Annotated in this window: 20 protein-coding genes; 7 read left to right on the forward strand and 13 right to left on the reverse strand. The window is 72.0% G+C overall.

Going from position 1 to position 18,353, the window contains the following annotated elements:
• Positions 1-89: 89 nt before the first annotated feature.
• Positions 90-905, reverse strand: coding sequence for a hypothetical protein (locus ACIBCU_RS23695; RefSeq protein ID WP_399233712.1), 816 nt, complete (start codon positions 903-905; stop codon positions 90-92).
• Between the two features lie 318 nt (positions 906-1,223).
• Here ACIBCU_RS23695 and ACIBCU_RS23700 point away from each other — a divergent pair, with 318 nt between their 5' ends.
• Positions 1,224-1,886 carry a class F sortase gene (locus tag ACIBCU_RS23700; protein WP_362938463.1) on the forward strand — a complete coding sequence of 221 codons (663 nt, stop codon included), beginning with the start codon at positions 1,224-1,226 and terminating at the stop codon, positions 1,884-1,886.
• 25 nt (positions 1,887-1,911) lie between these two features.
• On the opposite strand, the gene ACIBCU_RS23705 is transcribed toward ACIBCU_RS23700, so the two are convergent.
• A complete protein-coding gene (locus ACIBCU_RS23705) occupies positions 1,912-2,757 on the reverse strand; it encodes a polysaccharide deacetylase family protein (RefSeq protein WP_362938460.1) in 846 nt (281 codons plus the stop codon).
• 164 nt (positions 2,758-2,921) lie between these two features.
• Here ACIBCU_RS23705 and ACIBCU_RS23710 point away from each other — a divergent pair, with 164 nt between their 5' ends.
• Entirely contained in the window at positions 2,922-3,383 is a 462-nt protein-coding gene (locus tag ACIBCU_RS23710; RefSeq protein WP_399233715.1) for a universal stress protein, read from the forward strand.
• 60 nt (positions 3,384-3,443) lie between these two features.
• Here the strand turns inward: ACIBCU_RS23710 and ACIBCU_RS23715 are convergent, their stop codons facing one another.
• On the reverse strand, positions 3,444-4,667 hold the full coding sequence (locus ACIBCU_RS23715; protein WP_362938454.1) for a CapA family protein: 1,224 nt from the start codon (positions 4,665-4,667) through the stop codon (positions 3,444-3,446).
• 257 nt (positions 4,668-4,924) lie between these two features.
• Here ACIBCU_RS23715 and ACIBCU_RS23720 point away from each other — a divergent pair, with 257 nt between their 5' ends.
• A complete protein-coding gene (locus ACIBCU_RS23720; protein WP_362938451.1) occupies positions 4,925-5,494 on the forward strand; it encodes a sigma-70 family RNA polymerase sigma factor in 570 nt (189 codons plus the stop codon).
• Here the strand turns inward: ACIBCU_RS23720 and ACIBCU_RS23725 are convergent.
• Positions 5,428-5,625 carry a zf-HC2 domain-containing protein gene (locus tag ACIBCU_RS23725; RefSeq protein WP_362938448.1) on the reverse strand — a complete coding sequence of 66 codons (198 nt, stop codon included), beginning with the start codon at positions 5,623-5,625 and terminating at the stop codon, positions 5,428-5,430. The genes ACIBCU_RS23720 and ACIBCU_RS23725 overlap by 67 nt on opposite strands.
• A gap of 111 nt (positions 5,626-5,736) precedes the next feature.
• Here ACIBCU_RS23725 and ACIBCU_RS23730 point away from each other — a divergent pair, with 111 nt between their 5' ends.
• Positions 5,737-6,258: a hypothetical protein gene (locus ACIBCU_RS23730; protein ID WP_399233718.1), complete on the forward strand. Its 522-nt coding sequence runs from the start codon at positions 5,737-5,739 to the stop codon at positions 6,256-6,258.
• 20 nt (positions 6,259-6,278) lie between these two features.
• On the opposite strand, the gene ACIBCU_RS23735 is transcribed toward ACIBCU_RS23730, so the two are convergent.
• The 4 genes from ACIBCU_RS23735 to ACIBCU_RS23750 form a co-directional block, all read right to left on the reverse strand.
• Positions 6,279-7,505 carry a histidine kinase gene (locus tag ACIBCU_RS23735; RefSeq protein WP_362938442.1) on the reverse strand — a complete coding sequence of 409 codons (1,227 nt, stop codon included), beginning with the start codon at positions 7,503-7,505 and terminating at the stop codon, positions 6,279-6,281.
• Positions 7,502-8,992, reverse strand: coding sequence for a cation acetate symporter (locus tag ACIBCU_RS23740; protein WP_362938439.1), 1,491 nt, complete (start codon positions 8,990-8,992; stop codon positions 7,502-7,504). The genes ACIBCU_RS23735 and ACIBCU_RS23740 overlap by 4 nt, the downstream gene beginning before the upstream one ends.
• On the reverse strand, positions 8,989-9,351 hold the full coding sequence (locus ACIBCU_RS23745; RefSeq protein WP_104783032.1) for a hypothetical protein: 363 nt from the start codon (positions 9,349-9,351) through the stop codon (positions 8,989-8,991). Before ACIBCU_RS23745 ends, ACIBCU_RS23740 begins: the two co-directional genes overlap by 4 nt.
• 63 nt (positions 9,352-9,414) lie before the next feature.
• Complete coding sequence (locus tag ACIBCU_RS23750) at positions 9,415-10,167, reverse strand: LytR/AlgR family response regulator transcription factor (protein ID WP_399233722.1); 753 nt, start codon at positions 10,165-10,167, stop codon at positions 9,415-9,417.
• Positions 10,168-10,239: 72 nt separating this feature from the next.
• Between ACIBCU_RS23750 and ACIBCU_RS23755 the strand changes: the two genes are divergently transcribed.
• Entirely contained in the window at positions 10,240-10,449 is a 210-nt protein-coding gene (locus ACIBCU_RS23755) for a zf-HC2 domain-containing protein (protein ID WP_399233724.1), read from the forward strand.
• An 8-nt stretch (positions 10,450-10,457) separates the two neighbouring features.
• Here the strand turns inward: ACIBCU_RS23755 and ACIBCU_RS23760 are convergent, their stop codons facing one another.
• The 5 genes from ACIBCU_RS23760 to ACIBCU_RS23780 form a co-directional block, all read right to left on the reverse strand.
• Positions 10,458-11,318: an Fpg/Nei family DNA glycosylase gene (locus ACIBCU_RS23760; RefSeq protein ID WP_399233726.1), complete on the reverse strand. Its 861-nt coding sequence runs from the start codon at positions 11,316-11,318 to the stop codon at positions 10,458-10,460.
• 53 nt (positions 11,319-11,371) lie between these two features.
• A complete protein-coding gene (locus tag ACIBCU_RS23765; protein WP_399233728.1) occupies positions 11,372-12,238 on the reverse strand; it encodes an amidohydrolase family protein in 867 nt (288 codons plus the stop codon).
• A 1-nt stretch (position 12,239) separates the two neighbouring features.
• Positions 12,240-13,208: an aldo/keto reductase gene (locus ACIBCU_RS23770; protein WP_399233730.1), complete on the reverse strand. Its 969-nt coding sequence runs from the start codon at positions 13,206-13,208 to the stop codon at positions 12,240-12,242.
• Positions 13,209-13,302: 94 nt separating this feature from the next.
• Positions 13,303-14,661 carry a wax ester/triacylglycerol synthase family O-acyltransferase gene (locus ACIBCU_RS23775; protein ID WP_399233732.1) on the reverse strand — a complete coding sequence of 453 codons (1,359 nt, stop codon included), beginning with the start codon at positions 14,659-14,661 and terminating at the stop codon, positions 13,303-13,305.
• A gap of 120 nt (positions 14,662-14,781) precedes the next feature.
• Positions 14,782-16,848 carry a SpoIIE family protein phosphatase gene (locus ACIBCU_RS23780; RefSeq protein WP_399233734.1) on the reverse strand — a complete coding sequence of 689 codons (2,067 nt, stop codon included), beginning with the start codon at positions 16,846-16,848 and terminating at the stop codon, positions 14,782-14,784.
• Between the two features lie 141 nt (positions 16,849-16,989).
• On the opposite strand from ACIBCU_RS23780, the gene ACIBCU_RS23785 reads away from it, so the two are divergent.
• Positions 16,990-17,826 carry a YndJ family protein gene (locus ACIBCU_RS23785; RefSeq protein ID WP_399233736.1) on the forward strand — a complete coding sequence of 279 codons (837 nt, stop codon included), beginning with the start codon at positions 16,990-16,992 and terminating at the stop codon, positions 17,824-17,826.
• Positions 17,823-18,335, forward strand: coding sequence for a DUF1990 domain-containing protein (locus ACIBCU_RS23790; protein WP_362938414.1), 513 nt, complete (start codon positions 17,823-17,825; stop codon positions 18,333-18,335). Before ACIBCU_RS23785 ends, ACIBCU_RS23790 begins: the two co-directional genes overlap by 4 nt.
• Positions 18,336-18,353: the final 18 nt, after the last annotated feature.

The following is an 18,353-nucleotide window of genomic DNA, read 5'->3' on the forward strand; positions in this document are numbered from 1 at the left end:
TCGCATACGAGACACACGACAGTCGCCCCGGGTCCTGATCCAGGACTCGGGGCGACGGGCGTATCGGGCCGGGCGCGAGGTTCGACGCGTCAGATCGCCGCATCGCTCATCCGCCGACGGACGACGAAGACGGCTCCGCCGACGGCTGCCGCCGCGACAAGGCCGCCGCCGACCTGCATCTCGACGGAGCTCGGGCCCATCGAGCCGCCGAGGCCGCCCTGCGCGCCCCGGGAGGGCAGCACGGTGAAGCGGGCCGTCGCGACCGGGTCGCCGTTGCCGCCGTTGCCACCCTGGCCACCGTTGCCACCCTGGCCACCATTGCCGCCCTGGCCACCATTGCCGCCCTGGCCGCGCTCGTCTCCGTTGCCGCCCTGGCCGCCCTGGCCGCGCTCGTCTCCGTTGCCGCCCTGGCCGCCGTTGCCGCCCTGGCCGCCGTTGCCGCCCTGGCCGCCGTTACCGCCCTGGCCGCGCTCGTCTCCGTTGCCGCCCTGGCCGCCCTGGCCGCGCTCGTCTCCGTTGCCGCCCTGGCCGCCGTTACCGCCCTGGCCGCCATTGCCTCCGTTGCCGCCGAAGTTGTTCTGGCTGTCGTTGCACCTCACAGACAGGCTGTACTGACCAGGCGTCGCGTTGTTCCGGATGCGCGCCGTGGCGTAGCCGACCCGGCCCGGCGAGAGGTTCACCGTCGGGAAGGCGTTCGACCACACCTTGCCGCCGGAGCGGCCGCAGCCCTCCGCGCTGACCTGCATCGTGGCGCCTTGGTGGACCGAGGACGGGTCGACCCTGACATTGGTCGGGAAGTTGCTCGGGTTACTGCCCGGGCCGCCACCGGCGGCGGCCAGCGGGGCAGCGAGCCCGACCGCCGCGAATGCGGTCGCGGTCACCGCGAGAGTGCGTGAAGCACGCATCTTTGAACCTCCAGCGGGAAGCGCCCCGGAGTCTGGTCCCCGGGAGTTGACGAGAACGCGTCCCATGACGAACCCTCACCAAATACCGCAGGTGTCGCACTTCGGCACTGCTCCACCTCGGTGAGCCGACACGCCGAGGTCTGGGCCGGAATCTGACGGAGCCGCAGGTCACGGACCGTCAGAATTTTTATCCGCTCATTACTCCGAAGAGAAGACGCCCACGAAAGCGCCCGGTCGGCCGCCACCCGTTCGCCCTTCCCTGATCGCCGCCTTGCGCAACCGCGCCTAGCGTGACGGTGTCGCGACGAAGGGAGAACCATGGGCCGGAACCAGTGGGGCGGCGAGCGGAGCAGACGCACACCGTGGGGCGCCATCGCCCTGGTGATGCTCACCGGGCTCGCTCTCATGCGCAACGGCGTGGAGACGTCCCCCGGGCCGCCACAGCCCGCCGCAGCGGCCTCGGTGGCCGGCCCCCGGGACACCACGGTGTCCGCCCCCGCCGACGGCGAGTCAGTGCAGCCGCTCGCGTACGCCCCCGCCGAGCGCATCCAGATCCCGTCGATCGAGGTCGACGCACCCGTGGTCGATGTGAACCTGGACCCGGCCGGCTGGATCGAGGCGCCGCCCGCCCAGGATCCGAACCTCGCCGGCTGGTACCAGAACGGCATCGCCCCCGGCCAGCGTGGGACCTCCGTGGTGGTCGGCCACGTCGACAACCTGGCCGGCCCGGCGGTCTTCTACGGACTGGGCTCCCTCAGCAAGGGGCAGCAGATCGAGGTGTCCCGCTACGACAACCGGGTCGCGGTGTTCGAGATCTACGGCGTCGAGGTCTTCTCCAAGAACGACTTCCCCGGCCCCCTGGTGTACGGCGACACCGGGTACGCCGAACTCCGGGTCATCACCTGCGGCGGGGGGTACTCGAAGGCCAACGGCTACGACGGGAACGTGGTGGTCTTCGCCCGGCTGGTCGAGACGCGGTAGCCGGTCAGGGCACCGGCGCACACCGTCAGCTGCGGTGCGGGACGGTGGGGCGGTACCCCCTCTCGATGAGCGCCGGCAGGTACCGGCGGAGGGCGGCCACGCTCTGCGACCGGTTCCCGCCCGCGTCGTGCGACAGCACCACGACGCCGGGCGCCGCACCCTTCTTGACCCGGCGGACGATGGCGTCGGTGCCCGGCGTGGTCCAGTCCAGCGTGTCGACGGTCCAGGCCATCGGTTCCATGCCCATCGCGGCGCCGATCTCGAAGGAATTGCGGTTCCAGGCGCCGTACGGGGCCCGGTACCAGAGCGGCGGGGATCCCAGGGTCTTCTCGATCACCTCGCTGGTGCTGCCCAGTTCGTCGCGGATCGCGCCCCGGGAGAGCTTCGGGATGAGGGGGTGCGACCAGGAGTGGTTGCCGACGACATGCCCGTCGTCCGCCATCTCGCGGAGCAGGTCGCGGTTGTCGGTGGCCATCTCGCCGCAGACGAAGAACATCGCCCGGACTTCGTATCTTCGCAGCGTGGCCAGGATGTCCGGGGTGTACCGGGGGTCGGGGCCGTCGTCGAAGCTGAGCACCATGGCGTCGCTCCCCAGCTCCGGCAACTCCTCGAAGGGCCGGGTGCGGACGGGCGGCGCGGCCGGCCGGAAGCGGGGCGGCGTGGTCGAGGTCATGGGCCACAGCCGGTAGGCGCCTGGGGCCGTCCGGGCCCCCGCCGGAGCCCCGGCGGCCGGGGCCAGGGGCTCTCCACCGGGGCGGGCGGGCGTCCCGGCCGGATCCGCTGCTACGGCGTGCACGGCGATGGCAGCCCCCAGTGTGAGAGCGAGGCGCAGGAAGGTGCGGCGTTCCGCCGGAATCTGATCATGCTTCATGACTAACTGCTCGCACGGAGTGACGCCCCCGCTTGACGCCGACACCTGAGATGTGGCGTTTTGCACCCGATGGATGGAGTGCCTCGGTGGAATCCGGAGGGGAAGGTTCCTGGTTCCACCGCCCGCCCGGGGGGCGCGGGGCACGAGCGGCTACCCTCAGGCCCGTGACTGACCAGCAACACCACCGCTTCGAGCGCGGCACCGACGGCCCCAAGGTGATCGTCGCGGGCATCGACGGCTCACAGTCCTCGATGCGGGCCGCGGCGTACGCGGCGGGCCTCGCCCGCCGGCAGAACGCGACGCTCGCCCTCGTCTACGTCCAGCCGGTGATGACGTCCGGCGCCGCCCTGGGAGCCCCCGTGGCCGACGCGACCGGCGAGGTCGCCGAGGGGCTGGTGAGCGAGATCAGGACGGCGACCGAGCGGCTCAAGGACATATGGAATGTCCGTTGGGAGTTCCATACGTTCCACGGAGATCCGTACAACGGGCTCGTGACGGCCGCCGACGAGCTGAAGGCGGACGCCGTGGTCGTGGGCGCGTCGGAGTCCGCCGGACACCGCTTCATCGGCTCGGTGGCGGTCCGGCTCGTGAAGGCCGGGCGCTGGCCGGTCACCGTCGTGCCGTGACGCCCCACGGGTGCCCGCCGGTCACTGCCGGGCCATGAACGCCCCGGTGGGTGGCGGACGTCACTTGCCGGCCACGAGACCGTCCTGGGCTGCTCCACGGCTCAGGACGACGGCCTGGATCCGGTCGCGGATCTCTCCCAGCCGGCCGTCCGTCTCCCCCGCCGGGCCTGCGGCCCCAGGAGCCAGGCCCACCACGCGCCCCGCCTCGGGGTCGAACCACTGCGGGATGAACTCGGCCTTCTTGACGGCCCATCGCTGCCCCGGTTTCGCGGGCGGCTCGAAGGTGAAGCGGCCCATCGAGCTCTCGTTGGCGCGCGGGTCCTGGACTCCCTCGTGGTTGACCATGGCACCGGCGACCTGGTCGCCCATGCCGTAGACGATCCAGGTTCCGTTGACCTTCTCGTACGCCTGCGGGACATGGGCGTGGGTGCCGAGGATCAGGTCGATGTCGGGGCGTTCGCCGGTGCCGGAGGCCGTGAGTTCGCGGCCGAGCCCGAGCTGGACGCCGTCGGGGTCGTCCTGCCATTCGGTGCCCCAGTGCAGGGAGACGACGACCACGTCGGCACCCGCCTCGCGGGCCGCCCGGGCGTCCGCGACGATCCGGTCCTTGTCGATCAGGTTGACCGCCCAGGGCTGCCCGGCGGGCAGCGGGATGTCGTTGGTGCCGTAGGTGTACGCGAGGTGCGCGACCTTCGCCGCGTTCTTGCCCTTGCCCGCTCTGAGCATGGTGGGGCGGGCCGCCTCCTCGGCCGAGCGTGCGGATCCGGCGTGGGCGACGTCCGCGCGGTCCAGCGCGTCGAGCGTCCGCCCGATCCCCTGGGCGCCGTCGTCCAGGGTGTGGTTGGAGGCGGTGGAGCAGGAGTCGAAGCCGGTGGCGCGCAGTGCGGTCGCCACCTCGGGCGGTGACTTGAAGGACGGATAGCCGGTGTAAGGGCCGCCGTCCTGGCCGTACACCGTCTCCATGTGGCAGATGGCCAGATCCGCACCCGAGACGGCCGGAGCGGCTCCCTTGAGCATCGGACGGAAGTCGTAGCCCCTGCCGCCCGCGTCGACCGCGGCCCGGTCGATGATCGAGGAGTGCGGAAGGATGTCGCCCGAGGCCAGCAGCGTGAAAGCGCGCGAACCCCCCGCTCCTGCGGCGCCCGCGCCGTTCACACCCTGCTCGGCGGAGAGGTGCCGCCCGGCGAAACCGGGGGGCGACGACTGCTGGCCGGTACAGGCTGTTGCGGTGGCGAGGAGACCGGCGACGGCGATCGCCGCGCCCTGTCGGATGCGCTTCGTCATCTGCACGACTCCCAGTTCGGACGATTTCGGCCATCCGAATACACATATATTCATACCGGCGAGTCAAGAACAAAGCAGCCAAAGTACCTGAATCGGCCGTATCGGCGCCGGGTGACCGTTCACCGCACCACTCGCCGCTCCGTGCGACCGCTCGGCGCACACCTCGGTGCACCGCCTGTTCCCTCACGCGCCGATGCGTTCGTATACGCCAGGCGGGAGCGAGGCGTCAGGGGCCTCTTCGGGAAAGGACGTTCACGATGACCACTGCGACAACCGATGAGCGGGACCTCGCCCAGCTGCAGCGGGAACACGGGCCCGCCCTGTTCCACTTCCTGCTGGGCCTGACGTTCGGCGACCGGCAGCGGGCGGAGGATCTGCTTCAGGAGACGCTGGTACGTGCCTGGCAGCATCCTGAGGCGTTCGACGCTCCCTACGACTCGATGCGCCCGTGGCTCTTCACCGTCGCACGGCGGCTGGCCATCGACGCCCGCAGGTCCCGCCAGGCCCGTCCGACGGAGGTCAGCGACGCGGTGCTGGAGAGCGCCCCCGCCCAGGACGACACCGCGGACTCCGCGGTCCACGCCCTCGATGTGCGCGAGGCCGTGAGCACGCTCAGCCCCGAGCACCGGGCCGTGCTCGTGCAGATCTATTTCCGGGGGCTCAGCGTGGGCGAGACCGCGCAGGCCCTCGGGATACCCGCGGGCACCGTCAAGTCCCGCTCGTACTATGCGCTGCGGCTGCTCAGCCGCAATCTGCCCGGCTACTCCAGCAGGTCCTCCGCATTGAGCAGTGCGAGCAGGGACACCGCCTCCGCGACCTCCACATAGGCCGCCGCGCATGCCTCGCACTGCTGCAGATGCCGGGCGACCTCACCGCTCTCGTCCGCTTCCAGGGCATCGAGCACATAAGCGCCCAGTAGCTGCCGCACATGCGGGCCGTCGCCGCGATCGGCGGTCATGGCACCTCGAATCTCCCGACGGATCCTGCCCTTCTGCCCACGCGGGGCGCGTGCCCCCGGTTCAATGCTGCGTGTAGCCCGGTACAGAGTCGACGAAAGAGGCGAGACGGGATGCGTCCCGAACACCACGAGGGGACCGGCGGGGGCGGGCTGCTGGTCCCGATGGCCTGGATGTACTCCGAGTACATCGCCGACGAGGTCCTGGAGACCGGCGACCTGATGGAGCCGACGACCCTGGAGTACCGTGCGGGACGCGACGCGCTCGCCCTGACGATCTTCCTCTCCGACGGAGCAGGCGCCGACGAGCTCCCCGCGGCGCGGGTGGACGAGCTCCGGCTGCTGACGGCGTACGGCGCCTCCTGGAGGCGCTGGGTCTGCGCGCGCCTGGAGGCGCTGGCGCGGCCGACCGCCCCGGCCGGAGTCGCGGATCCCGACCTCGCGCTGGCACGGGCCGCCTGGCGGTGGCTGGAGGAGACCGAGCTGCTGGCGGCCGACCTCGACGCGATCGGGCCGCCGCCGTGGGATCCGGTGGACGCCGACGGCGAGGAGGACGAGGACGCTGAGACCCGGGTGTGGACGCCGGCGTGGCAGCTGGGGCTGCCGCTGGGTCACCTGGCGGTCCATCTGTACTGAGCGGCAGGCGGACAGCGCGGTCATGAACCGTGGACGCCCGCACGGTACTTGGGCAGCCTCAGGGTGATCTTCATGCCCGCTCCGACCCCCGTCTCGATGACAAGGCCGTAGTCGTCCCCGTACACCTGGCGCAGCCGTTCGTCCACGTTGAGCAGACCGATACCGGTGGAGGTGCCGCCCTCGCCGCGCAGGATCTGGCGCAGACGCTCCGGCTCCATCCCGGTGCCGTCGTCCTCGATGACGACCTCCGCCTCGGCGCCGGCGTCCAGTGCGCTGATCGTGATGCGGATCGGGGCGTCACCCGCGCGGACGGCGTCGAGGGGCCGTGAAGGAGTCACGGCGCCCTCCAGGCCGTGCTTCACGGCGTTCTCGACCAGCGGTTGGAGACAGAGGAACGGCAGCGAGACGGGAAGGACCTCCGGGGCCACCTGGAGGGTCACGGAGAGCCGCTCACCGAAGCGCGCGCGCACCAGCGCCAGATACTGGTCGATGGAGTGGAGCTCATCGGCCAGGGTGGTGAACTCACCGTGCCTGCGGAACGAGTAGCGGGTGAAGTCGGCGAATTCCAGGAGGAGTTCACGCGCACGCTCGGGGTCGGTCCGGACGAACGACGCGATCGCGGCCAGTGAGTTGAAGATGAAGTGCGGGGAGATCTGGGCCCGCAGCGCCTTGATCTCGGCCTCGATGAGCTGCGTACGGGAGCGGTCGAGCTCGGCGAGTTCCAGCTGTACGCAGACCCAGCGGGCCACCTCCCCCGCGGCTCTGGCCAGGACCGCCGATTCGCGGGGGGCGTAGGCGACGAGGGTGCCGAGCACCCGGTGGTCAACCGTCAGCGGGACGGCGACGGCCCAGCGCAGCGGGCAGTCGAGGTCACCGCAGTCGCTGTGGAAGGCGGTGCCCCTGCCGCTGGCCAGCAGCCCCTCGACCTGATGCATCACGTCCTTGCCGTGGTGGTCCCCCTCCCCGTCCCACACCAGCACCCGGTCGCGGTCGGTGAGGCACAGGGCATCGGTGCCGAGCAACGAGCGCAGTCCGCGCGCCGACCTGCGCGCGCTCTCCTCGGTGAGCCCCGCGCGCAGTGGGGGCGCGGCGAGGGAGGCCGTGTGCAGGGTCTCGAAGGTGGCGTGCTCGACGGGCGTGCCCACGTCGCTGGTGCGCACGGGACGGGCGGTGCGGCCCAGCAGGAAGCCGGTGGAGAACAGCAGAAGGACGAGCACGGTGATGACGGCGATCCCGGCCCCGGTCATCGCACCCGTCCCGAGGTCAGCGCTTCCGGAAGATGGAAGCGGGTCATGGCGGCGTTGGTGCCCGGCGGTATCCGTCCCGGAGTGGCCAGGGAGACCAGGATCATCGCGAGGAAGCCGACCGGCACGGACCAGACCGCCGGCCAGGCCAGCAGGGCGTGCGGCCAGCCCGGCGGGCGCACCGCGCCGCTGACGGTGATGGCCACGGACAGCAGCGCGGAGCCGCCGCCGAGCAGCAGTCCGGCGATCGCGCCCGGCGGGGTGAGCCGCCGCCACCAGATGCCGAGGACGAGCAGCGGGCAGAAGGACGACGCGGAAACCGCGAAAGCCATGCCGACGGCGTCGGCCACCGGCACCCTGCTGACCACCAGCGAGCCGGCCAGGGGCACGGCGATGGCCAGGACGGTGGCCAGCCGGAAGTGCCGCACGCCCCGCGAGGGCAGGACGTCCTGGGTGATCACTCCGGCGACGGCCATGGTGAGCCCGGACGCCGTGGACAGGAACGCGGCGAACGCTCCGCCCGCGAGGAGCGCTCCGAGCAGATCGCCGCCGACGCCGCCGATCACCCGGGCGGGCAGCAGCAGTACGGCCGCGTCGGCGTCGCCGCCGTGCATGAGTTCGGGCGCGTACAGGCGGCCCAGGGCCCCGTACACCGGGGGCAGCAGATAGAACAGGCCGACCAGGGCGAGCACGGCGACCGTCGTGCGGCGGGCGTCGCGGCCGTTGGGGCTGGTGTAGAAGCGGACCACCACATGGGGCAGGCCCATGGTGCCGAGGAACGTCGCCACGATCAGTCCGTACGTCGCGTACAGCGGATGGTCGGCGCGGAAGACGGAGATCTGCTCGTCGAAGCTGACCCGGGGGCGGCCGTCGCCCTGCCAGGCCAGCACCAGGAAGATCGCGGGCACCAGCAGCGCGGTGAGCTTCAGCCAGTACTGGAACACCTGCACGAAGGTGATGGAGCGCATGCCGCCCGCCGCGACGGCGACCACCACGACCGAGGCGACGAGTACGTCGCCGAGCCAGCCGGGCGCACCGGTGAGGATCTTCAGGGTGAGCCCGGCGCCCTGGAGCTGCGGCACGAGGTAGACCCAGCCGGCACCGACGACGAACACGCTGACCAGCCGGCGCACCTGCCGGGATTCGAGCCGTCCCTCGGCGAAGTCGGGCAGGGTGTACGCCCCCGAGCGGCGCAGCGGAGCGGCGACGAAGACCAGCAGCACGAGGTATCCGGCGGTGTAGCCGACCGGGTACCAGAGCATGTCGGGGCCATGCACCAGCACCAGCCCGGCGATACCGAGGAAGGACGCGGCGGACAGGTACTCGCCGCTGATCGCCGCGGCGTTGAGCCTCGGCCGTACGGTGCGCGACGCGACGTAGAAGTCGGAGGTGGTGCGGGAGATCCGCAGTCCGAAACCGCCGACGAGGACGGTGGCCAGGACGACGAGGGCGACCGCCGCCACCGCTGCCGGGTGGCCGGGTGCGCTCACGGTGCGGGGAGGCCTTCCACGAGTCTGGCGAAGTCGCGCTCGTTGCGCTCTGCCCTGCGCACGTACCACCAGGCGGCCAGGGTGAGCGGCGGATAGGTGGCGAAACCGAGCACCGCCCAGACGAGGGCGTTGCTGTGCAGCGCCTCGAAGACCAGGGGCAGTGTTCCGGCGACGAGGGCGAGGACCGCGAAGGCGGTGAGTCCGGCACGGAGCTGGCTGCGCATCAGGGAGCGGACGTACGCGCCCCCGAGTGCGGTCTGCTCGTCGATCTCCGACTGGGCACGGTAGCGGGGCAGCGGTCGCACCCGCCGGGGCTCGCCCATGACCACTTCGCGACGGGGCGTGCTCTCTGCGGACATGGGGCCGGAGTGTAGGCGGCGCAGGGCCCGGCTGGGAAGGGCCGCTCTCCCGGTCGAGCCAGGTCAGCGGCCGGTCTGCCGCATGAGGAGGTCACGGAGGGCACGGGTGTGACGCCGGCTGACCGCGAGCTCGGCACCCCCGATGCGGACGCTCATGCTGCCGGCGTCGAGCCTGAGTTCGTCGATCCTGTTCAGCGCCACGAGATGGCGGCGGTGAATGCGTACGAACCCCCGGGAGCGCCAGCGCTCCTCCAGGGTCGTGAGCGGTATCCGGACGAGATGGCTGCCGGTCGCGGTGTGCAGCCGGGCGTAGTCGCCCTGCGCCTCGGCGTACGCGATGTCGTCGACGGGCACGAACCGGATGACCCCGCCCAGTTCCACCGCGACCTGGTCGGCTGCCGCGTCGTGGACGGACGCGGAGCGCTCACCGACCTGCTCGGCCACGCGGCGGACCGCCTCGGCCAGCCGCTCCCGGCGGACGGGTTTGAGCACGTAGTCGACGGCCTTGAGGTCGAAGGCGTGTACGGCGAAGCCCTCGTGGGCGGTGACGAAGACGATGAGCGGCGGTGCGGCGAACCCGGCCAGGAGCTGGGCGACGTCGAGTCCGGTGAGCCCCGCCATGTGGATGTCCAGGAACACGACGTCGATCGCCGAGGGGTCATCGGGCCCGGCGTCGACGGCGCCCCCGATACGGCGCAGCGCCTCGGTGGCACCCGTGGCGCCCTCGGCGCTCCGGATGCGGGGATCGGCGCGCAGGAGGTAGAGGAGTTCCTCCAGGGCGGGTTCTTCGTCGTCGACGGCGAGTACACGCAGCATGAGGCCGGAGTTTAGGTGCTTCAGGGGTGTGATGGCGTGAGTGATTCACGGGTTCGTCGCGTACCTGAGTGCATGCGCGCCATCGAACTCCACCGCGACGCCGGAGCCTATGCGCTCGGGGTGCTCGGGGCTGCCGAGACCTGCCGTTTCGAGGAGCATCTGGCCGGGTGTTCCGCTTGTGCGGTCCAGGTGCGCGAGTTCGACGTGGTGGTGGCCCACTTGGCGGCGTACGCGCGCCGGCTTCCGCCCGGTGGCGCTCCCCGCCAGGCCCGGTGGCGGTGACCGGGCCGCTACTTGAGCAGGCGCGACAGCCGCCGGTCGGCGAGGGGCTTGCCCCCGGTCTGGCAGGTGGGGCAGTACTGCAGCGACGAGTCGCTGAACGACACCTCCAGCACGGTGTCGCCGCAGACGGGGCAGGGCTGTCCGGTGCGGCCGTGGACGCGCATGCTGCTCTTCTTCTCCGCCTTGAGCCGGCCCGCCGCGACGCCCCTGGAGCGCTCGACCGCGTCCTGGAGCGTGGTGCGCATCGCGTTGTACAGATGGGTGACGTCGTCGTCGCCGAGGGCGGTGGTGAGCTTGAACGGTGACATCTTCGCGACGTGCAGGATCTCGTCGCTGTAGGCGTTGCCGATGCCCGCGATCAGCGACTGGTCGCGCAGGGCTCCCTTGATCTGCCGGCGTGCCCCGCCGAGCACCATCGCGAACGCGTCCCGGTCGAAGGAGTCGGCCAGCGGGTCGGGCCCGAGGCGTGCCACCCCGGGCACGTCCGACGGGTCGCGCACCAGGTGGACGGCGAGGCGCTTGGTGGTGCCCATCTCGGTCAGGTCGAAGCCGTCGCCGCCGGTGAGGACCGTCCGAAGGGCGAGCGGGCCCTTGCCGGGCCGTGGCGGGGTCGCGGGGAAGCTGTCCTTCCACTGCAGCCAGCCGGCCCGCGCGAGGTGGATGAGCAGATGGAGCTCTCCGGCCGTGATGTCGAGGAATTTGCCGTGCCGGGCCACGGACGTCACGGTGGCGCCTTCGAGGGCGGTGGGCGGCGGGTCGTACGTCTTCAGGACGCTGATCGCGAGCGGCAGGACGCGGGCGATCTCCTTGCCGACCAGATGGTCGTCGAGGAAGTCCCGCAGGGCTTCGACTTCCGGCAGTTCGGGCATGACTCCAGCCTGCCGCAACGACCTCGCGCATGCCCGCCGGGTGCGCGCCGTGTTCAGGCGGCGGGCGTTCGCAGCCCGTAGACCCGCCGTGCGGTGTCCGAGAGGACGGACCGCTGTCCGTCCTCCCCGAGCAGGACGGTCAGCTCGCGTGCCACGTCCAGGACCTCGGTGTACCCGGCGGCGAGCCGGCACACGGGCCAGTCGGAGCCGAACATCAGCCGGCCGGGTCCGAAGGCCTCGATGACGGTGTCCGCGTAGGGGCGCAGGTCCTCCACCGTCCAGGTCCGTGGGTCCGCCTCGGTGACCAGGCCGGAGAGCTTGCAGACGGTGTTGGGCAGCGCTGCCAGCGCTCGCAGGTCACCGGCCCAGGGGTGCGTCGTGCGCCGGGCCACGGGCGGTTTGCCCGCGTGGTCGAGTACGAACGTGAGCTCCGGCAGGAGGGCGGCCGCGCGTGTGGCGGCGGGCAGCTGGTGGGGCCGGACGATCAGGTCGTAGGCGAGTCCGGCGGTGCCGACGGCTCGCAGTCCGCGCAGGACGTCGGGGCGCAGCAGCCACTCGGGGTCGGGTTCGCCCTGGACCTGGTGGCGGATTCCGACGAGCCGGTCGCCGCCGGGCAGGGCGCGGAGTCCGGCGAGGGTGTCGGCGATGTCGGGCGCGGTGAGGTCGGTCCATCCGACGACGCCCGCGACGAGCGTGTGGTCGTGGGCGAGCGCGAGGAATTCGGGGGTCTCCTCGGCGACGGTGACCGTCTGGACGAGCACGGTGGCGGCCACCCCGGCGGCGCGTACCTCGGGCTCCAGGTCGGCGAGGGTGAAGGTGCGGCGGATGGGGGCGAGTTCCTCGCCGGTGATCCAGTCCTGGTCGCGCACCGCGAGGTCCCACACATGGTGGTGGGCGTCGATGACCGGCGGGGGCGTCATGTCACAGCAGCCCTTCTGTGCGCAGGTCGTCCCAGAGCGCCTCCGGAACCGGTGTGCGGAGCCGTGCCGCGGCGTCCCTCACCTCGTCCGGGGAGCGGGTGCCGACGAGGGCCCCCGCGACGGCCGAGTGACCCAGCGAGTAGTGGAGGGCGGCGGCGCGCAGCGGAACACCGTGCGCTTCGGTGACGGCCCGGATGCGTACGGCGCGTTCGAGGAGGGGCGCGGGGGCCGCCGTGTAGTCGTACGTCGCGCCGGGGCGCGGGTCGACCAGCAGCCCGGAGTTGAACACACCTCCGACGACGACGCTGCGGCCCCGGGCGACGGCCTCCGGAAGCAGGGCGTCGAGGGCGCTGTGGTCGAGGAGGGTGAAGCGGCCGGCGCAGAGGACGGCGTCGACGTCGGTCTCGCGCAGGAAGCGGGTGAGCATCGCGGTCTGGTTCATGCCGGCCCCGATGGCGCCGACCATGCCCTCGTCGCGCAGCTTCTCCAGCGCCGGGTAGCCCTCGCGGAAGGCCGCCTCCCTGTGGTCGTCGGGGTCGTGCAGATACACGATGTCGACCCGGTCGAGGCCGAGGCGCCCGAGGCTGTCCTCGATGCTGCGGCGGATGCCGTCGGCACTGAAGTCCCAGCGGCGCCGGTGGGTGTGCGGTACGGCGAATCCGGCGGACAGCCCACGGTTGGCCGCCGTCTCGGCGGCGGGCAGCGGTTCGAGCAGGCGGCCCGCCTTCGTGGACACCGTGTACGCGTCCCGGGGCCGGTCGCGCAGAGCCTCACCGAGACGGCGTTCGGAGAGCCCGAGGCCGTAGTGCGGTGCGGTGTCGAAGTAGCGGATGCCCTCGTCCCACGCCGCGTCCACGGCGGCGGCGGCCTGCCCCGGATCGACCTCCGTGAAGAGATTGCCGATGGCAGCCGCCCCGAAGGCGAGCTCGGTGATCTCGACCGCACTGCGTCCGAGTCTGATGCGCCGCATGGCCCTGCCGCCCCCGCCGGTGATCCCTGATGGTCCGTAGAGGAATATTCATCGGATCAATCCGCCGCGTCAACAGGGCCCGGTGCGTCGGCCGTCAGGCCGGTGCGGGCACTGTGGGCACGAGTGAGTGCAGGTCGTGCAGTTCCTCGCGGACCGCGCAGGCGAGCCGGTCGAGATCGGGAAGCGCCTTCCCGTCGGCGACCAGTCCGACCTGCACCCCTCCGCCGTACGTCGTCAGGGCGACGGCCAGCGACTGTCCGCGGGCCAGCGGCGCCATGGGGTAGAGGGCGCGCAGGGGGCAGCCGCCGAGGGAGAGCGCCGAGCGGGGAAGGGGCACGCTGGTGACCAGGATGTCGAAGAGCATCCGGGCCGCGTTCCCCGCCAGCGGGGCTCCGAACCGGTGGGCCAGCGCGGGCAGCTGGTCGGCCAGTACGGCGACGGCGCCCGCCCCGCGCAGCGGTCCGGCCACCTTGTTGCGGTCCATCCCCGTCCGTACGAGGCGCAGTCTTTCCCGGGCGTCGGGCTCGCCGACGGGCAGCCCGAGGAGGTAGGCGGAGAGTCTGTTGCCGGTGGCCGCTCCGCCGGGCCGGCGCCGGGAGACGGGGACGAGGGCACGCGGGTCGGAGCCCGGCAGCGGCTCGCCGCGTTCGAGCATCCAGCGACGCAGCGCACCGGCGACGACCGCGAGCAGGACGTCGTTGGCCGTACCGCCCTCGGTGCGGCGGATCCGCTGCACCGTCTCGGCGTCGAGGTCGGCGGTGGCCAGCCGGCGCGTGCCGCTGGAGCGCGCGGTCAGTGCCGTGCCGGCGCGCAGGTCGAGACGGCTGGCGCGTACGACGGAGGCCCCGACCCCCAGTGCCCTGCGCACGTCCCCGAGCCGGTCGATCGCCATGCCCGCGGCCTCGTACGGGCCGGGCAGCCAGGAGCGGGGCGGTACGGGTGTCCGACGGCGCACCGCGCCGCGGCCCGCGCCGGCGGAGGCGATCTGGTCGAAGATGCCGGCGCCGATGGCGACGGCCCGCATGCCGTCGGCGAGCGCGTGGTGCAGCTTCACGAGTACGGCGAACGGGCGGTCACCCGGGCTGTCCAGGAGATACATCTGCCAGGGCGGCAGGCCCCGTCCCAGCGGCCGCTCCATGAGTTCACCGGCGAGCCGGGTCGTCTCCGCCATGAAGTCGCCCTCGGGGAGCACGACCCGCCTGACGTGCCGTTGCACGTCGAAGTCCTTGTCGGTGAACCAGGCCGCGCCGCCGACGGGCAGCAGGACGTCGCGTACGCGCATGCGCAGCCGGGGAATCGCGGCGGCGCGGGCTCCGAGCAGTTCGAGCAGGTCCTGCGGGGCGATGCCCGGTACCGGGTCGAAGACGGCGAGCGCGCCGAGGTGCATCGGATGGGCCTCGGATTCGAGGTGCCAGAAAGCCAGATCAAGAGGTGCCAGAAGCTCGGTAGTCAACGGGGCCTCGCGTCTTCGACAGCGGAACGGCGGGATCGCAGTCAATCCCGCACGATCGGTTACGGTCAAGTATGGACATGTTACGTACTGTTACAGTCTTCCGCTGCCGCGGCAGTCTCGCTACCGGTGCTCCGGGATGAAGAACTCGCACCAGACGCACTTGCCGGTGCCCCGGGACTCCACACCCCAGACATCGGCCATCCGGTCGACGAGCATGAGTCCGCGGCCCGAGACCCCGGACTCCCCGGCGTCCCTGCGGCGCGGCAGCGCGCTGGAGCGGTCCTCGACGTCGACCCGGAGGCGGCGTTCGGGGCCGGTGAGCATCCTGATGGTGACGATGGCACCGCCGTCGGTGTGCATCAGGGCGTTGGTGATGAGCTCGTCGGCGGCGAGCTCGACCTCGTCCGTCCGGCCCTTCGCTCCCCAGGCGCGCACGGCGGCCCGGATCATGTGGCGGGCGGACGTCAGCGCCTCCGGGTCGTTCTGTGCGACGTGCTGCTGGAGCCGGCCTCCCGGGTGGGGCGCGTGGGCCGCGTCGCGGCGCAGCAGCAGCAGCGCCATGTCGTCCTCACCGCCGCGCTCGTCGACGACCTCGCAGAGCCGGTCGGCCAGCTTCTGGAGGTCCTGCGGACCGTCGCGGACCGTCGCGGCCAGCAGCCGCATGCCTTCGTCGAGGTCGGTGCCGGGCAGCTCCACCATTCCGTCGGTGTAGAGGATCATCGTCTGGCCCGGGTCCAGATCGACGGTGCTGACCGGGTATTCGAGCTGTCCGAACTCCGCGGAGAGGCCCAGCGGCAGACCTCCGTCGACCGGCAGCCTGCGGCAGCTCCCGTCGATGTCCCGCAGGGCCGGGTCGACGTGTCCGGCCCTGACCAGCTGCACCACTCCGGTGGCCAGATCGGCCTCGGCGTAGGTGCAGGTCGCGAAGCGGTCGGTGTCGAGCTCATGGAGGAAGACGGACGCGCGCGCCATGACCGTGGCCGGACTGTGCCCCTCGGCCGCGTAGGCGCGCAGCACGATCCGGAGCTGCCCCATGACGGCCGCCGCGTGCGTGTCGTGCCCCTGCACGTCACCGATGACGGCGCCGACCCGGCCGCCGGGCAGCGAGATGATGTCGTACCAGTCACCACCGATGTCCCTGCCGAGCCGCGCCGAGCGGTAGCGCACGGCGACCTGGGCCCCCCGCACCTCGGGAATGCGGCGCGGCAGCATGGCCTGCTGGAGCCCTTCGGCGAGGTCGTGCTCCTGTTCGTAGAGCATCGCCCGTTTGAGGCTCTGGGCGATCGAACTGCCCAGAGCCACCAGCAGGTTCCGCTCGTCGCTGGTGAAGCCGGCCTTGTTGCCGTAGAGGAGCCCGAGTGCGCCGATCGGGCGGGCCTGGGCGATGAGCGGCATGTAGGCGGCGGCGGTGATGCCGAGATGGCTGATGTGCGGCCACAGGATGGGGTACGAGGTCGCGAAGTCCTCGGGTGTCTCGATGAAACGCGGTGTGAGCGTGCGGATCACTTCGCTCATCGGATAGGGCTCGTCGGTGCGCGTGTAGCGGGTGCCCTGCACGAACGCCCCCTCGGGGCCGTCCGCCACCAGATGGATACGCCCCGACTCGAGCAGCCCCATGACGAGGCTGGTGGCGCCGAGGTTGGCCAGGCCGCGGGAACTCTTCAGCACGTCGGTGACGTCCTTGACCGTCCGGGCGTGCGCCAGGGCCGCCGTGGTGCCCTCGACCAGGCTCGTACGGCGCCGGCGCTCCTCGTCGACGGTCCGGCGGGCGGTGGACTCGGCCAGTTCCTGGGTGGCGTCACGGATGATCCCGATGATGCGGCGGGGCCGCCCGGTGCCGTCGCGGCGGATGAACCCCTGGGTGTGGGTCCAGCACAGGGAGCCGTCCCTCCGTGTCCTGCGGAAGTACGCGCCGTAGTTGTTGCGGCCGCTCTTGAGGGCCTGCGAGACCATCGCGTCGAGCCGGATCGCCTCGTCGGCCGGGACACGCTGCGCGAGCCCCGAGGGACGGCCGTCGTACTCGTCGGGGCGCAGGTCGAACACACCGAGGGCGGGCTCGTCCATGTGCATGAGGCCGCTGTCCAGATCCCAGTCGAAGCTGCCCATTCGGTTCAGGGCGAGGCTGAGGTCCGGGTGGGCGGGCCAGTCATCCGGGAGTGACAGGGCACCCGCTACCCGATCATCCATGTGCGCCACTCTGCCATCATTTGTCCGATTCCTCGACCGAACCGGCACCTTGAACGCGTTCAAGATGACGCCTATGCTCGGCGTCGCGAATTGAACACGTTCAATTCTTGTTGGTCGTGCGTGTGGACGGGGGTGGGCGCGATGTCCGTACTGGTCGGGCCGATCGTGATGCTGGGCATGCTGGTGATCGTTCCGTTGGGCCTGGGGCTCGTCGGCGACCCCTCGCTCCACCGGATACGGCGTCTGTGGCCGCTCTTCGCGGTGCCCGGAGCGGTCTCCCTGTGGCTGCCACGCGGCGGCGTCGCCACCGCGCTCGCCCTCTGCTACGCGCTGGGGACGCTGCTCCTCGCCACCCACGCGCCCCGCCGGCTCGCGCGCACACGCAGCGCGCGTCCGGTGGAGGCCGCCCTGCTCACCGCGCTGGTCGCCCCGTCTGTCGCGGCCCTCGCCCTCGTCGCCGAGCGCTCCGGCCACGAACTGTTCGGCTTCGGGCTCGGCATCCTGGCGCTGACCGTGCCCCACTTCCACTTCGCCGGTTTCGCCGCCGCCCTCGTCGCCGGTCTCGCCTGCCGGGCGGAGGACGGCGCGGCGGGCCGGTTCGCCGCCCTGAGCGTGCCGCTCGGCACCCTCCTCGTCCTCGTCGGCTACTTCACCGGGGACCTGACCGAGCTGGCCGGGGCCGTCGTGCTCACCGCCGGGATGTGGACGGTCGCCCTCCTGACCTGGCGCACGCACCCCGCCGCGGGACGGGATCGTGTCACCCGCGCCCTGCTGGCCGTATCGGCAGGCGTACTCGCGGTCACCATGGTGCTGGCGCTGAGCTGGGCGCTCGGCGAGGCCACCGGACTGCCGCACCCCGCACTGACCTGGATGGCGGCCACGCACGGCCTCGGCAACGCGCTCGGCTTCGCGCTCTGTGCGCTGCTCGCCCGGCGCCGGCTCCAGGACCTCACCCACCCGGAAGGCAGGACCGCATGAGCACGCTCACGTATCCCGAGGCAGGAGCGACCCGGCTGGGACCGCTCCCGGACGGCTACAACCATCTGCACCACCGCGCAGCGGTCGGCAGGGGCCGTACGGACTTCGAGGCCGCGGGCGCCGCCGTCACCGAGTGGCGCGCGCACCGTGCCACCGGAGCCAGGGTGAACGCCTCCGCCGCACGGGCCGCCGCCGGAGTCACCGTCGAGGTGTCGGCGGGCATCGGGCCGCTCCGCCTCGCCGCCCCCTGCGAGATCGTCTGGACCGTCTACGAGAAGGACCGCACCGGCTTCGGGTACGGAACCCTGACGGGGCATCCGGAGTGCGGGGAGGAGAGCTTCGTCGTGGAGCTGGCGGACGACGGGACGGTGTGGTTCACCGTCATGGCCTTCTCCCGGCCCGCCTCCTGGTACACCCGGCTGGCGGGTCCGCTCGTCCCCGTGGCCCAGCGGTGGTACGCCCGACGGCTCGCCTCCGTACTGCGCCGGGCCGCCGTGTCGGCCGCCTGACGGGCGGGGCACGCCGGA

Origin of the sequence: Streptomyces sp. NPDC051064 (genome assembly GCF_044455985.1) — a bacterium.
Classification (GTDB): domain Bacteria; phylum Actinomycetota; class Actinomycetes; order Streptomycetales; family Streptomycetaceae; genus Streptomyces.